This is a genomic window from Candidatus Pelagibacter sp. HIMB1321 (assembly GCF_900177485.1).
In the GTDB taxonomy this organism is placed as follows: Bacteria; Pseudomonadota; Alphaproteobacteria; order Pelagibacterales; family Pelagibacteraceae; genus Pelagibacter.
The window spans coordinates 205,860-218,750 of the sequence record NZ_LT840186.1 but is presented as its reverse complement, the minus strand read 5'-3'; the positions used below and the strand labels follow the sequence as shown (position 1 = coordinate 218,750).

General features: G+C 28.2%; 15 protein-coding genes. 11 read left to right on the top strand and 4 right to left on the bottom strand.

Annotated elements, in window-relative coordinates:
• Nucleotides 1-3 precede the first annotated feature (3 nt).
• Genes B9N70_RS01160 through rsmA form a run of 3 tightly spaced genes read left to right on the top strand, consistent with a single transcriptional unit; the run spans nt 4 to nt 2,667 of the window.
• Nucleotides 4-930 (top strand): peptidylprolyl isomerase, encoded by a 927-nt coding sequence (locus tag B9N70_RS01160; RefSeq protein ID WP_085113985.1) that lies wholly within the window; start codon nt 4-6, stop codon nt 928-930.
• Nucleotides 920-1,885, top strand: coding sequence for a 4-hydroxythreonine-4-phosphate dehydrogenase PdxA (locus tag B9N70_RS01155; RefSeq protein ID WP_085113984.1), 966 nt, complete (start codon nt 920-922; stop codon nt 1,883-1,885). The genes B9N70_RS01160 and B9N70_RS01155 overlap by 11 nt, the downstream gene beginning before the upstream one ends.
• Complete coding sequence (gene rsmA / locus B9N70_RS01150) at nt 1,882-2,667, top strand: 16S rRNA (adenine(1518)-N(6)/adenine(1519)-N(6))-dimethyltransferase RsmA (RefSeq protein ID WP_085113983.1); 786 nt, start codon at nt 1,882-1,884, stop codon at nt 2,665-2,667. The genes B9N70_RS01155 and rsmA overlap by 4 nt, the downstream gene beginning before the upstream one ends.
• On the opposite strand, the gene gmk is transcribed toward rsmA, so the two are convergent.
• Genes gmk through fabD form a run of 4 tightly spaced genes read right to left on the bottom strand, consistent with a single transcriptional unit; the run spans nt 2,656 to nt 5,246 of the window.
• Nucleotides 2,656-3,288, bottom strand: coding sequence for a guanylate kinase (gmk, locus tag B9N70_RS01145; protein WP_085113982.1), 633 nt, complete (start codon nt 3,286-3,288; stop codon nt 2,656-2,658). The two genes, rsmA and gmk, sit on opposite strands and share 12 nt — an antisense overlap.
• Nucleotides 3,289-3,300: 12 nt before the next feature.
• Nucleotides 3,301-3,540, bottom strand: coding sequence for an acyl carrier protein (locus B9N70_RS01140; RefSeq protein WP_008544320.1), 240 nt, complete (start codon nt 3,538-3,540; stop codon nt 3,301-3,303).
• Nucleotides 3,541-3,588: 48 nt separating this feature from the next.
• Nucleotides 3,589-4,323, bottom strand: a complete 735-nt coding sequence (gene fabG / locus B9N70_RS01135; protein WP_085113981.1) for a 3-oxoacyl-[acyl-carrier-protein] reductase — start codon at nt 4,321-4,323, stop codon at nt 3,589-3,591.
• Nucleotides 4,320-5,246 (bottom strand): ACP S-malonyltransferase, encoded by a 927-nt coding sequence (gene fabD, locus B9N70_RS01130; protein ID WP_085113980.1) that lies wholly within the window; start codon nt 5,244-5,246, stop codon nt 4,320-4,322. The genes fabG and fabD overlap by 4 nt, the downstream gene beginning before the upstream one ends.
• 87 nt (nt 5,247-5,333) lie before the next feature.
• Here fabD and rpsF point away from each other — a divergent pair, with 87 nt between their 5' ends.
• The 8 genes from rpsF to B9N70_RS01090 all read left to right on the top strand — a co-directional run bounded on the left by rpsF (nt 5,334) and on the right by B9N70_RS01090 (nt 12,874).
• Nucleotides 5,334-5,696, top strand: coding sequence for a 30S ribosomal protein S6 (rpsF, locus tag B9N70_RS01125; protein ID WP_085113979.1), 363 nt, complete (start codon nt 5,334-5,336; stop codon nt 5,694-5,696).
• A gap of 2 nt (nt 5,697-5,698) precedes the next feature.
• Complete coding sequence (gene rpsR / locus B9N70_RS01120; protein ID WP_085113978.1) at nt 5,699-5,971, top strand: 30S ribosomal protein S18; 273 nt, start codon at nt 5,699-5,701, stop codon at nt 5,969-5,971.
• A gap of 1 nt (nt 5,972) precedes the next feature.
• Nucleotides 5,973-6,431 (top strand): 50S ribosomal protein L9, encoded by a 459-nt coding sequence (gene rplI, locus B9N70_RS01115; RefSeq protein ID WP_085113977.1) that lies wholly within the window; start codon nt 5,973-5,975, stop codon nt 6,429-6,431.
• A 67-nt stretch (nt 6,432-6,498) separates the two neighbouring features.
• Complete coding sequence (locus B9N70_RS01110) at nt 6,499-7,917, top strand: replicative DNA helicase (RefSeq protein WP_085113976.1); 1,419 nt, start codon at nt 6,499-6,501, stop codon at nt 7,915-7,917.
• Between the two features lie 19 nt (nt 7,918-7,936).
• On the top strand, nt 7,937-10,330 hold the full coding sequence (locus B9N70_RS01105; RefSeq protein ID WP_085113975.1) for an efflux RND transporter permease subunit: 2,394 nt from the start codon (nt 7,937-7,939) through the stop codon (nt 10,328-10,330).
• A 3-nt stretch (nt 10,331-10,333) separates the two neighbouring features.
• Nucleotides 10,334-10,879 carry a CvpA family protein gene (locus B9N70_RS01100; RefSeq protein ID WP_085113974.1) on the top strand — a complete coding sequence of 182 codons (546 nt, stop codon included), beginning with the start codon at nt 10,334-10,336 and terminating at the stop codon, nt 10,877-10,879.
• Nucleotides 10,833-12,314 (top strand): amidophosphoribosyltransferase, encoded by a 1,482-nt coding sequence (gene purF / locus B9N70_RS01095; protein WP_085113973.1) that lies wholly within the window; start codon nt 10,833-10,835, stop codon nt 12,312-12,314. Before B9N70_RS01100 ends, purF begins: the two co-directional genes overlap by 47 nt.
• Nucleotides 12,314-12,874 carry an HD domain-containing protein gene (locus B9N70_RS01090; protein WP_085113972.1) on the top strand — a complete coding sequence of 187 codons (561 nt, stop codon included), beginning with the start codon at nt 12,314-12,316 and terminating at the stop codon, nt 12,872-12,874. The genes purF and B9N70_RS01090 overlap by 1 nt, the downstream gene beginning before the upstream one ends.
• The last annotated feature ends 17 nt before the right edge of the window (nt 12,875-12,891 follow it).

The window sequence follows — 12,891 nt, the reverse complement described above, 5'->3', positions numbered from 1 at the left end:
TAAATGAATAAATTACATAATTATTTTGTTATAATATTTCTATTTTTAATTAATTCAGCTTTAGCCTTAGAAAATAAGATCTTATTTAAAGTTAATAATGAAATTATTACATCAATAGATATTTTAAATGAGTCCAATTATTTAAAAGCATTAAATAAAAATGCACAAAGTTTGGACAAAAAAACTCTTTTAGAAATAAGTAAAAACTCAATTATTAGAGAAATTATTAAAAAAGAAACAATCAATATTGAATTAAAGAATACTAAAGTAGAAGAGGATTTGCTTAATAATGCTCTACGAAATATCTATGAGAATTTAGATTTAAAATCTAACGATGAATTGGCAGAATTTGTAAATAATTTTGATTTAAATTTAGATTACATAAGAAACAAAATATCTATTGAGATTTTATGGAACCGTCTGATTGTCTCAAAATTTAGAAATAGAATATTCATAGACGAAGTTGAATTAGAAAAGCAACTTGAAGAAATTAAAACTGATAAAATTAAACAATTATCTTTATCTGAAATTTATTTTACAGCTGACAGTTTGGAAGAATTTAATAAAAAATTAATTGAAATTAAAAACGATATTACAAATAAAGGATTTGGTAATGCAGCTTTTATACACAGTAAATCAAGATCTGCTAACCAAAATGGAGACCTTGGGTGGATTAATGAAAATTCATTAAATCAAAATGTCAGATCTATTTTAATGAATATTAAAATTGGAGAATTTACTCAACCAATAACAGTTCCGGGTGGATATCTTTTGCTTGAATTAAAAGAGGCAAGAATAATAGAAAATGAAATTGATATTGATAAAGAGAGAGAAAAATTAAAAACAAGTTTAACAAATCAACAATTTAATCAATTTTCGAATATTTATTATAAACGAATTGAAAAAGACACAATTATAAATGAGCTATAATCGTACTTTGATTGTAGAAGGTGATCCTGAAGGAGTTTTTTTAGAGTTATTTTTTAAATCTCTTAAATCTAAATCTTATAAGAACTACTTAATTCTAATTTGCTCTAAAGATAACTTAGAAAAGCAAATGAATATAAATAGATTAAAAAAAAAGATTAATTTACTAAATATTAAAAAAATAAATCAAATTACCTTAAAAAAAAATGAAATTAATTTAATTGATATCAAACTTGAAAAAAAAACAAACAAAGATTTAAAAAAAAAATATATTAAAGATTATATAGAAAAATGTTTTGAAATTTCTTTTGAATTAATTAGAAAAGGATTTGCTAATAAATTAATAAATGGACCAGTTGATAAAAAAATATTTTTAAATAATAAATTTTTAGGAGTAACTGAATATATATCCAGTAAATTTAATAAAAAAAAAACTGGAATGTTAATTTACAATAAAAAGTTATCAGTCTGCCCTGTCACTACTCATTTACCACTTAAGAATGTTGTCAAATCAATTGATAAAAATATTATTAAAGAAAAAATTAAATTAGTTAATGAATTTTATTTAAAATATTTAAAATTAAAACCAAGAATAGCTGTTACAGGACTTAATCCACATTGTGAAAGTATATTAAGATTTAATGAAGATGAAAATATTCTTAAACCAGCAATTAAGGATATGAAAAAGAAAAATATTAATGTTAAAGGACCCTTTCCGGCTGATACAATATTTAGTAGCAAAAATAGAAATATTTATGACGTGGTAATCGGCATGTATCATGATCAAGTATTATCACCAATAAAGGCGCTTTATGAGTTCGATGCAATAAATGTCACTATGGGACTTCCTTTTTTAAGAGCTACACCAGATCATGGACCAAATAAAGAAATGGTAGGTAAAAATTTATCCAACCCCACTAGTCTTATTAAAGCTTTAGAGTTCTTAGACAAAAAATGATTAGAGCCAAAAAAAGTCTCGGCCAAAACTTTTTAATTGATAACAACTTAATTGAAAGAATTGTAAATATTGCAAATATAAAAGGTGAAAATATTTTAGAAATTGGTCCTGGTACAGGAAATTTAACTTCAGCAATACTTAAAAAAGAACCAAATAAATTAATTGTAGTTGAAAAAGACAATCGATTAGCAGAAGATTTAAAATTAAAATTTAATGAAAAGATTGTAATAATTAATGATGATATTCTTGAGTTAGATGAAAAAAAAATTTTAGATAAAGAACTGACTGTATTTGGAAATTTACCATACAATATTTCAACTGAAATCTTATGTAAATGGATCTTAAATTTAGAAGATCAATATTGGTTTAAATATTTATTATTAATGTTTCAAAAAGAAGTTGCTGATAGAATAATTGGCGAGTTTAATTCAAAAAATTACAGTAGACTATCTATAATATCACAATGGCGTTTAGATGTTGAAAAAATTTGTGATATAAAACCAACTAGTTTTTCTCCTAAACCAAAAATTGATAGTAGTTTAATTTTTTTCAAACCTAAAAAAAATTTTTTCAAATTCAAAGATTCAAAAAGCCTAGAAAAAATAACCAGAATTTTTTTTATGCATAAGCGTAAAATGATAAAGAAGCCTTACAATCAAATATTTAATGGTGATATTAATGTTGCTGAAAAATTGAAAATTAATCTTAATCTAAGACCTCAAAATTTAGATTTTGAAACTTTTTACAATATAACAAAAGAATATGAGAACTTAAGAAGTTAAACTTTCTACGTGGTTTCGTATAAATTCAGGATCATAATCTTTAGATCCATTATTAACCTCTGCTTCAATTAAATTTTTTATCTTACTATAACAACTATCTAAATTGTCATTAATCACTACGTAATTGTAATTAATCCAATGAAGAACATCTCTTTCAAATTGCTTCATTCTCTCTTCTGCGATTAATTTATCTTTCATGTCTCTGTTTGATAATCTTTCAAATAAAATTTTTTTACTTGGTGGCAGAATAAAAAAAGTTATTAATTTATAATCTAATTTTTTATTTTTGATTTGATCTGCACCCTGCCAATCAATATCAAATAAAACATTTTTGCCTTTATTCAGTTTATCAATTACTGGTGTTCGTGTTGTACCGTAATAATTATTAAATACTTTAGCATACTCTAAAAATTCTTGATTTTTTATTAGTCTTTTAAACTCATCATTATTTACAAAATAATAATCTTTATTAAGAATTTCTTTTGGGCGAGGTTGACGTGTTGTGTGAGATATAGATATCTCAAAATTATTCTCTTTAGCCAATAAATTAACTAAAGTGGTTTTCCCAGCTCCAGATGGAGAGGATAGAATAACCATTATCCCATCACTTGATGTGGGCATTCAAAGAAATTGTTAATTTGCTTTGCCTTCAATAAATTTTACAGCATCACCAACTGTTAAAATTTTTTCAGCTTCACTATCAGAAATTTCTGAACCAAATTCTTCTTCAAAAGCCATTACTAATTCTACTGTATCTAGGCTATCAGCACCTAAATCATCTATAAAACTAGATTCTTCAGTCACTTTTGCTTCATCAATTCCTAAGTGATCTGCTACTATTTTTTTAACTTTGCTTGAAACATCTTCTGACATATTGATCCTTTTTGTTTTAAAATCTTAATAGTTTAAATCGCTTGATTGTCAAGCCATATACATGCCTCCATTAACATGCAATGTTTCACCATTAATATAATTTGAATTCTCAGATGCTAAAAATAGTACAGCATTTGCGATATCTTCTGGCTCCCCTAATCTGGCTGAAGGTATCTTAGAAACTATTGTTTCTTTATATTTTTCGTCAATTTTATCTGTCATTGCAGTTTTTATAAAACCTGGGGAGATACAATTTACGTTAATATTCTTTTTAGCATATTCAATTGCTAAACTCTTAGACATTGCAACAATTCCAGCTTTAGAGGCAGTATAATTAGCTTGTCCCAAATTACCAGTATGACCAACAACTGAGGTGATATTTATGATTTTACCCTTTTTATTTTTTAACATTTTTTTAATTGCAAATTTACTCATTAGAAATGTTGATGTTAGATTAATATCTATAACTTTTTTCCATTCTTCAATGCTCATTCTTATAGCTAGATTATCTTGAGTTATACCAGCATTGTTTACAATACAATCTAGCCCACCTAGCTCACTTGAGGCATTGTCTATAAACTCTTCAATTTTATCACTTTGAGAAATATCAAATTTTAATATTTTAATTTTATTAAATTTGTTTTTTAATTCTTCAAGTTTCTCCAATCTTGTTCCAGAGGCTAATACATTAGCACCACAATCATTTAATTTTTCAACAATTGAGTTACCTATTCCACCAGAGGCACCTGTTACAATAATATTCTTATTTTCTAGATCTTTCATATTTCAATACTTTTTATTTCCTCTTCACTATTTATTGAACTAACTTCTACTTCTTTATTAATTCTTTTTACAAGGCCTGATAAAACTTTGCCGGGACCAATTTCTATAAAATGATTAACACCCTTATTGATCATGTTAATCACACTTTCTCTCCAACGAACTCTATTTTCAATTTGTTTTACCAGTAAATCTTTTAACTCATCAGCATTAAAAATTTCATCAGCAGTAATATTTGAAATTAAAGGATTGGTACCTTTTTTAAATTTTAATTTAGAAAGTTCTTCTTTCATGATTTCAGTTGCTTTATTCATTAAACTACAATGAAATGGTGCACTCACTGGAAGTCTAATATTTTTAATTTTTTTTTCTTTTAACAAAGAACTTAATTTATCTAAGTCCTGGATTTTACCACTTAAAACAATTTGACCTTCTGAATTGTCATTTGCAATTTCAGCTTTAAAATTATCTTGATTTTCATTAAGTAAATTTTCAATTTCTTCAATTGCAGTTCCTAAAACAGCTGTCATTCCACCCTCACCTTTTGGGACAGAATTTTGCATAGCATTACCTCTAATTTTTAAAATTTTGATTGTGTCTTTAAAATCTAGATAACCAGCGCTTGATAATGCTGAATATTCTCCAAGTGAATGTCCTGCAAAAAATTTTGCTTTTGTTAAGTCAGTACCAAATTCTTGCTTTATAACTTGGAAAATAGAATAACTGATTAAGAAAATTGCAGGTTGTGTATTTGCAGTTAAATCTAATTCTTCTTTTGGTCCTTCTAAAATGATTTTTGAAAGTGGTGCTTCAAGTGCTTCATCAGCCTCTTTAAACAATGTTTTTACAAGATCGTATTTACCATAGAACTCTTTTCCCATGCCCACAGATTGAGAACCCTGTCCTGGAAAAATTACTGAAAACATATTAAATTCTGTTTAATTTTTAGCCTTTTTACTGTTGTAATTGAAGATTTATAATAGTATATCCTCACGTTTTATTAAAGAATTTAAATGAATTTATACGAACATACTATCATTGCTAGACAGGATGCCTCTCCAAGTGAGCTAAAGCAACTTACTGAAAAATATTCAAAAATTATTGAAAAAAATGAAGGTGAAGTAGTTAAAACTGAAAATTGGGGTTTACTAAACCTTTCTTATCTTATTAGAAAGAATAAAAAAGGAAGCTACATACATTTTAAAATTAAAGGCAAAGGAAAAGTTGTTGAAGAATTAGAAAAAAATGAAGCGATTGATAAAAAATTATTAAGATATATGACAGTAAAGGTTAAAGATTTTGATTTAAATACTAATTATTTCGCTAAGAGAGAAGATGGAGAAAAATTTGAAAAAAAAGAGAAGGTATCTAATTAATTATGCCTAAAAGACAAAGTGGAAATAAAAAAGGTAAACAAAGCAATTTTGCAAAATTAAGTATTTTCCAACCAAATAAATATAAGTTTAAAAAAAGCTGCCCTTTATCTGTTAAAGGTGCACCCAAGGTTGATTACAAAAATATTAAATTACTTAAAAAATATATGTCAGAAAATGGCAAAATTTTACCTTCAAGAATTACAAATGTAAGTCAGAAGAAACAAAGAGAATTGTCTTTATCTATTAAAAGAGCAAGAAATCTAGCACTGTTATAAAATGAAAGTTATCTTATTAGAAAACGTTAAGAGAATTGGATCAATTGGAGAAGTAATTGATGTTAAAAGAGGTTTTGCTAGAAACTTTTTAATTGCAAATAAAAAAGCTTTATACGCTTCAAAAGAAAACATTAAAGAAGTTGAAAAAATTAAAGCTGATTTATCTAAAAAAGATAATGAGAAAAAAGCAGAAGCTCAAAAAATCTTAGAACAGATTAATAAAAAAGAATATGTTGTTAAAAAACTGAGTACTGAAAATAATGAATTATATGGTTCTGTTAAACCAACTGAAATTGCAAAACTAATTCAAGAGACCAATAAAGTTGATATCAAACCTTCAATGATACAACCCGTTCAAGAAATCAAAGCTCTTGGAAAACATAAAGTAAAAGTTTCTTTACACTCATCAGTTGATGCTGAAATTACAATTGATGTTCAATCTGCTGAAACAATTCAGTAATTATACAATTTCATCCACAATCATATTTTTAAATTTTTAAAAATATTTTTTCATATAGATTATCTGTATGGAAAATAATCTAAGTATTGTTAAAGATAAATTTAAAGAGCTGCCAAATAACATTGAAGCTGAACAATCTGTTATTGGATCCATTTTAGTAACTAATGAAATCTTTGATGAGATTAGCACAATCATCTCAAGTACGAATTTTTATGACCCCATGCATCAAAAAATTTACAATGCTATCGAAAGCTTAATTTACAAAGGCATGCTTGCAAACCCAATTACATTAAAAAATTATTTTGAAGATGAAAAAGATGATTTAGATGTTCCTGAATACCTAGTAAAGATCACAAAATTTTCTACATCTGTAAGACAAGCAATTGAATATTCAAAAATAATCTATGACATGTTTGTAAGACGAGAACTGATTAAAATATCTGAACAAACAATCGATAATGCAAAAATAAATGATCTAGATACTAGTGGTCAAAATATTATTGAAAACTCTGAAAGATTGTTATTTGATCTTGCAGAAAAAGGATCTTTTAATTCCTCACTAGTAAAATTTGATGATGCAATGAAGCAAACGATTGAGATGGCTTCGGCTGCATATAAAAATGAGGGTGGCATTGTTGGTGTTCCAACAGGTTTGAGAGATTTAGATGATAAACTAGGTGGATTGCATCAATCAGACTTGATTATTATAGCTGGTAGACCTTCAATGGGTAAAACATCCCTTGCAACTAATATTGCATTTAATGCAGCGAAATATATTCAAGACAGTGGAAAAAAATCCTCAGTTGCTTTCTTTTCTCTAGAAATGTCATCAGAGCAATTATCAACTAGAATATTATCAGAACAAGCAAGAATTGGATCAAATGACATTAGACGTGGAAGAATTTCTGATGAGCAATTCGATCAATTTTTAGAAACTTCAAAAAATATTGCTGAACTTCCATTATTCATCGATGAAACACCAGCAATTAGTATTGCTGCAATGAGTAATAGAGCTCGAAGAATTAAAAGATTAAACGGTCTTGATATGATTGTGGTTGATTACATTCAGTTAATGAGAGGCACAACCTATAATAAAGATGGAAGAGTTCAGGAAATCTCTCAAATTACACAAGGACTAAAAGCAATTGCAAAAGAACTAGGGGTTCCAGTTGTTGCCTTATCTCAGCTTTCAAGACAGGTCGAGCAACGGGATGATCACAAACCTCAGTTATCTGATTTAAGAGAATCTGGTTCAATTGAACAAGATGCGGATGTGGTAATGTTTGTATATAGAGAGGGTTATTACTTACAAAGAAAAGAGCCAAGGGAAGCAACCGTAGAACATGCAGAGTGGCAAGCAAAGATGAATGAAGTTGCCCATTTAGCCGAGATTATTATTGGTAAACAACGTCACGGTCCAATTGGTAAAGTAACACTTGAGTTTGAGGAACGATTTACCAAATTTAAAGATACTCAAATTAATTAAATTCCAATATAAAACAACTATGTTTGTAAACTTGTATGAAAATACAATTTTAAAAAATCCAAAATCTATTTTTGTGATTTTATTAATCACATTATTAAGCTTTGGATATTACTCAAAAGATTTTAGACTAGATGCATCCTCAGAGACATTATTAATCGAAGGGGATCCTGATCTTGAATATCTAAGAGAAATCACTGATCGATATGGCTCAAAGGAATTTTTAGTCCTTACCTACACTCCTAATGAAGGGATGGTCACTGATACCTCAATAAATAATTTATTAAGTTTAAAATATAAAATCCAAAGTTTAGACTGGGTTCATAGTGTAATAACATTATTAGATATCCCTTTATTAAATAATTCTGATGCCCCACTTCAAGAAAGACTAGAAGGGTTTAAAACTTTAAAAGATGAAGATGTTGATAAACAAAGAGGATTTAAAGAAATTTTAGATAGTCCAGTTTTTAGAAATTTTGTCATTAGTGAAAATGGTAAAACAAGTGGAATAATAGTTAATATAAAAAAAACTCCCCCACTAGAAGATATAGAAAATAGATCACAAGATGAAATTGAACAATACCGTGATCAAATCAAGAAACAAAATCATGAAAACATTTTAGAAATAAGAGATGTCATAAAGAGTTACCAAGATATTGGAAAAATATATTTAGGTGGAATTCCAATGATTGCGGATGACATGATGACATTTATTAAAAGTGATATTGTTGTATTTGGATTAGGAGTTTTATTATTTATCATAGCAACACTTTGGTTTGTATTTAGAAAATTAATCTGGATCATCGTTCCAATTAGCAGTTGTTTTTTCTCAGTAATTATAATGATGGGTCTTCTTGGGTTACTTGGTTGGAAAGTAACTGTTATATCATCAAACTTTATTGCCCTTATGTTGATTTTAACAATGGCAATGAATATCCATATGAGCACAAGATTTTTACAGCTTAGAAAATCTAATCCAGATAAATCTAGCTTAGAGATTTTAACACTTACTACTGGTAAGATGTTTTGGCCAATACTCTATACAGTTCTAACAACTGTAATTGCGTTTTTGTCTTTAATCTTTAGTGAAATTAAACCTATTATTGATTTTGGTTGGATGATGACATTTGGACTAATTACATCATTTATAATCACTTTTACACTACTCCCCACTCTTTTAAGTTTTGCCCCAACTAAAAATATTTCAGTTAAAGAAGATGAGGGTTCAAAAATTACAAAATTTTTTGGTAAACTTTCCTTAAGTTATCAAACACCGATATTTATAGTTACAATTGTTGTTATTGGTCTAAGTGTTTTTGGAATTTCAAAATTAGAAGTTGAAAACAGTTTTATTAATTATTTTAGTAAAAATACTGAAATCTATAAGGGCATGAAACTTATAGATGAAGAGCTTGGAGGAACTACTCCACTCGAAGTTATTCTAAAATTCCCTGAGGCTAAACAAGCTAAAGAGAAAACAGATGAAGATGATGATTTTGATGACTGGGGAGATGAAAATGAACAAGATGATGAAAAATATTGGTTCACAAAAGATAAGATAGATACAATCGCAAATGTGCACAATTACTTAGATAATTTACCTCAAATAGGAAAAGTACTTTCTTTTTCCTCTATCATAGATGTTGCAACTCAATTGAATAACAACAAGCCGCTTGGGACCTTAGAAATGGGTGTGCTTTACTCAAAAATTCCAGATAGTATTAAAACAGAGATTATTGATCCTTATATTTCAATTAAAGATAATGAAGCTCGAATAAGTTTAAGAATAATAGACTCTCAAGAAAATTTAAGAAGAAATGATTTAATCAATAAGATTAATTATGATCTTGAAAATGAACTAGGAATAGAAAAAAACCAATACAAATTAGCTGGTGTCTTAATTTTATTTAATAATCTTTTACAAAGTTTATTTAAATCACAAATTTTAACATTGGGATTGGTAATGATTGGAATATTTGCAATGTTCTTAATCTTATTTAGAAATATAAAATTATCTTTAATTGGAGTTGTACCAAATTTCATTGCTGCTTTCTTTATTTTGGGAATTATTGGTCTTTTAGGTATTCCGCTTGATATGATGACCATAACCATTGCAGCAATTACAATTGGTATAGCGGTGGATAATAGCATTCACTATATTTACAGATTTAAAGAGGAGTTTAATAAAATAAAAGATTACAAAGAAACTCTAGCAACATGTCATTCTACTGTTGGAGCAGCAATATTAAATACATCAATTACAATTGTGTTTGGTTTTTCAATTTTAGTTTTATCTAAATTTATTCCAACAATTTACTTTGGAGTGTTTACTGGACTTGCAATGTTGCTTGCAATGATTTCTGTCTTAACTCTTCTTCCATCTTTGATTTTAGTCTTTAAGCCATTTGGAAAATAATTCATGCTAGACACTGTTAAAGATTTTTTTAGCACAGCCTCAAGTATCGATATTGTCTATTTAGTAATAACAATTTTTTCTATATTCGGTGGATATAGAAAAGGTTTTGTTCTAAGTATTCTATCAATGGCAAAATGGCTTTTGGCCTACATTATAACATTAATCATTTTCCCACGAGTTAAACCCTATTTAGAAGACATTATTGATAATGAATACGTTTTAGATATTGGACTTGGTATTGGAATATTTGTGATAGTAATTTTTTTAGTGTTGATGGTTAACAAGGCGATTAGCAAAGCAATTAAGTATACCGGTATTGGAAGTTTAGATACTACGTTTGGATTCTTTTTTGGGTTTGTTAAAGCTTATATAATTTCAGTGAGTATATTCTCTAGCGTCCACATTGTGTATAATTACGATAAATGGCCAATAGATGTGGATAAATCTTATGTCTTTCCATACATAGAGAAAGGTAGTAATTATCTTTTGAAAGAATTCCCGGATGAAAAAACATACCAAGATTCTAAAGAAAAAATTGAAGACATTTAATCCAAAACTAAAAGAAGAGTGTGGTGTATTCGGCATCAGCAATATTGAAGATGCTTCAGCTTTAACAGCTCTAGGCCTTCACGCTCTACAACACAGAGGTCAGGAAGGTTGTGGAATTGTTACTTTTGACGGTGAACAATATTACTCTGAAAAACGATTTGGGTTAGTTGGTGATAATTTCAATAAAGAAAAGGTATTAAAAAGATTAAAAGGTAATTATGCAATTGGCCATAACCGATATAGCACTACTGGTAGCAATACTTTAAGAAATATTCAGCCTTTTTTTGCGGATACTAATGCAGGTGGAATTGGTGTTGCTCACAATGGAAATTTAACAAACTCAATTCATTTGAGAAATAAGTTAGTTGAAGATGGTGCGATTTTTTACACAACTTCAGATACTGAAACAATTGTTCAGTTGATTGCAAAATCCAAAAGAGCAAAAACAATTGATAAAGTAGTTGATGCTATTTTCCAAATTCAAGGTGGGTATGCATTAGTAATGCTAACTCAAAAATCATTAATTGGAGTAAGAGACCCCTATGGAATTAGACCACTTGTCATTGGAAAATTAAAAAACAGTTATGTGTTAGCCTCTGAAACTTGTGCATTAGATATTATTGGTGCAAAGTTTGTAAGAGAAGTTGAAAATGGAGAAATTGTTTTAATTGAGAATGATAAGCTTGAGAGCATTAAGCCCTTCCCTCCTAAAAAAGTTAGACCGTGTGTTTTTGAATATATTTATTTTGCAAGACCAGACAGCATCTTAAATGGAAAAACTGCTTACGAGCATAGAAAAAATTTAGGTAAAGAACTTGCAAAAGAAAATGATATTGAAGCAGATATCATTGTGCCCGTTCCAGATAGTGGTAATGCAGCAGCTCTTGGTTTTGCTCAGCACTTAGGTAAAAATTATGAGCATGGTTTGATTAGAAATCATTATGTTGGAAGAACTTTTATTGAACCTAGTCAGCAAATTAGAAGTTTAGGGGTAAAACTAAAACTCAATGCTAACCAAACAACTATTAAAGATAAAAGAATTATATTAATTGACGACTCGTTAGTTCGAGGAACTACATCTTATAAAATTGTTAAAATGCTTTATGATGCAGGAGCAAAAGAGGTGCATGTTAAAATAGCTTGTCCTGAAATTAGATATCCCGATTTTTACGGCGTTGACACTCCAACTAGAAAAGAATTATTAGCAGCAAATAAATCAAATGATGAAATTTGTGAATATATTGGAGCAAAATCTTTAAAATTTTTATCAATTGATGGAATGTATAGAGCAATCGGCTTTGATAAAAGAAATGAAAATTACCCTCAATTAACGGATCATTATTTTACAGGCGAATATCCAGTAAAACCTATTGATGAATTGGGTGACAATAAAATTACACAATTATCTTTATTAAATACTGCCTCAAATAATTAATGAAAACAGTCAATTTCACTCAGATGAAAGATGGGACTAAGGATGAGTATCTTTTATTAGATAAATATGAACAGGAGTACATAGATGGCACTGCTGATCGTATTTTAAATTTCATGAAAGGATTAACCTCAACATTAGAGGGATACAAAATAACAAGACTAGAGCACTCATTACAATCAGCAACAAGAGCTCTTAATGATGGTGCGGATGAAGAAATGATTGTTGCAGCATTATTACATGATATTGGTGATGAACTTGCACCTTTAAATCACTCTGAATACGCAGCTTCAGTTTTAAAACCGTATGTTAGTGAAAAAACCCACTGGATTATTGAAAAACATGGTGAGTTTCAAATGTATTACTATGCCCACCATTTAGGTAAAAACCAAAATCAAAGAGATAAATACAAAGATCATAAATACTATCAAGATGCTGTTAATTTTTGTGAAAAATGGGATCAAGCTTCATTTGATCCAGATTATGAGAGTAAACCCTTAGAATTCTTTGCACCAATAGTTAAGAAAATTTTTGCAAGGAAACCTTATTCTTTAATTAAATAAAAAAAGAAATATAATTT

Coding starts and splice junctions, on each gene's coding strand:
- B9N70_RS01160 (WP_085113985.1), top strand. CDS start 4: ATGAATAAATTACATAATTATTTTGTTATAATATTTCTATTTTTAATT.
- B9N70_RS01155 (WP_085113984.1), top strand. CDS start 920: ATGAGCTATAATCGTACTTTGATTGTAGAAGGTGATCCTGAAGGAGTT.
- rsmA (WP_085113983.1), top strand. CDS start 1,882: ATGATTAGAGCCAAAAAAAGTCTCGGCCAAAACTTTTTAATTGATAAC.
- gmk (WP_085113982.1), bottom strand. CDS start 3,288: ATGCCCACATCAAGTGATGGGATAATGGTTATTCTATCCTCTCCATCT.
- B9N70_RS01140 (WP_008544320.1), bottom strand. CDS start 3,540: ATGTCAGAAGATGTTTCAAGCAAAGTTAAAAAAATAGTAGCAGATCAC.
- fabG (WP_085113981.1), bottom strand. CDS start 4,323: ATGAAAGATCTAGAAAATAAGAATATTATTGTAACAGGTGCCTCTGGT.
- fabD (WP_085113980.1), bottom strand. CDS start 5,246: ATGTTTTCAGTAATTTTTCCAGGACAGGGTTCTCAATCTGTGGGCATG.
- rpsF (WP_085113979.1), top strand. CDS start 5,334: ATGAATTTATACGAACATACTATCATTGCTAGACAGGATGCCTCTCCA.
- rpsR (WP_085113978.1), top strand. CDS start 5,699: ATGCCTAAAAGACAAAGTGGAAATAAAAAAGGTAAACAAAGCAATTTT.
- rplI (WP_085113977.1), top strand. CDS start 5,973: ATGAAAGTTATCTTATTAGAAAACGTTAAGAGAATTGGATCAATTGGA.
- B9N70_RS01110 (WP_085113976.1), top strand. CDS start 6,499: ATGGAAAATAATCTAAGTATTGTTAAAGATAAATTTAAAGAGCTGCCA.
- B9N70_RS01105 (WP_085113975.1), top strand. CDS start 7,937: ATGTTTGTAAACTTGTATGAAAATACAATTTTAAAAAATCCAAAATCT.
- B9N70_RS01100 (WP_085113974.1), top strand. CDS start 10,334: ATGCTAGACACTGTTAAAGATTTTTTTAGCACAGCCTCAAGTATCGAT.
- purF (WP_085113973.1), top strand. CDS start 10,833: ATGAAAAAACATACCAAGATTCTAAAGAAAAAATTGAAGACATTTAAT.
- B9N70_RS01090 (WP_085113972.1), top strand. CDS start 12,314: ATGAAAACAGTCAATTTCACTCAGATGAAAGATGGGACTAAGGATGAG.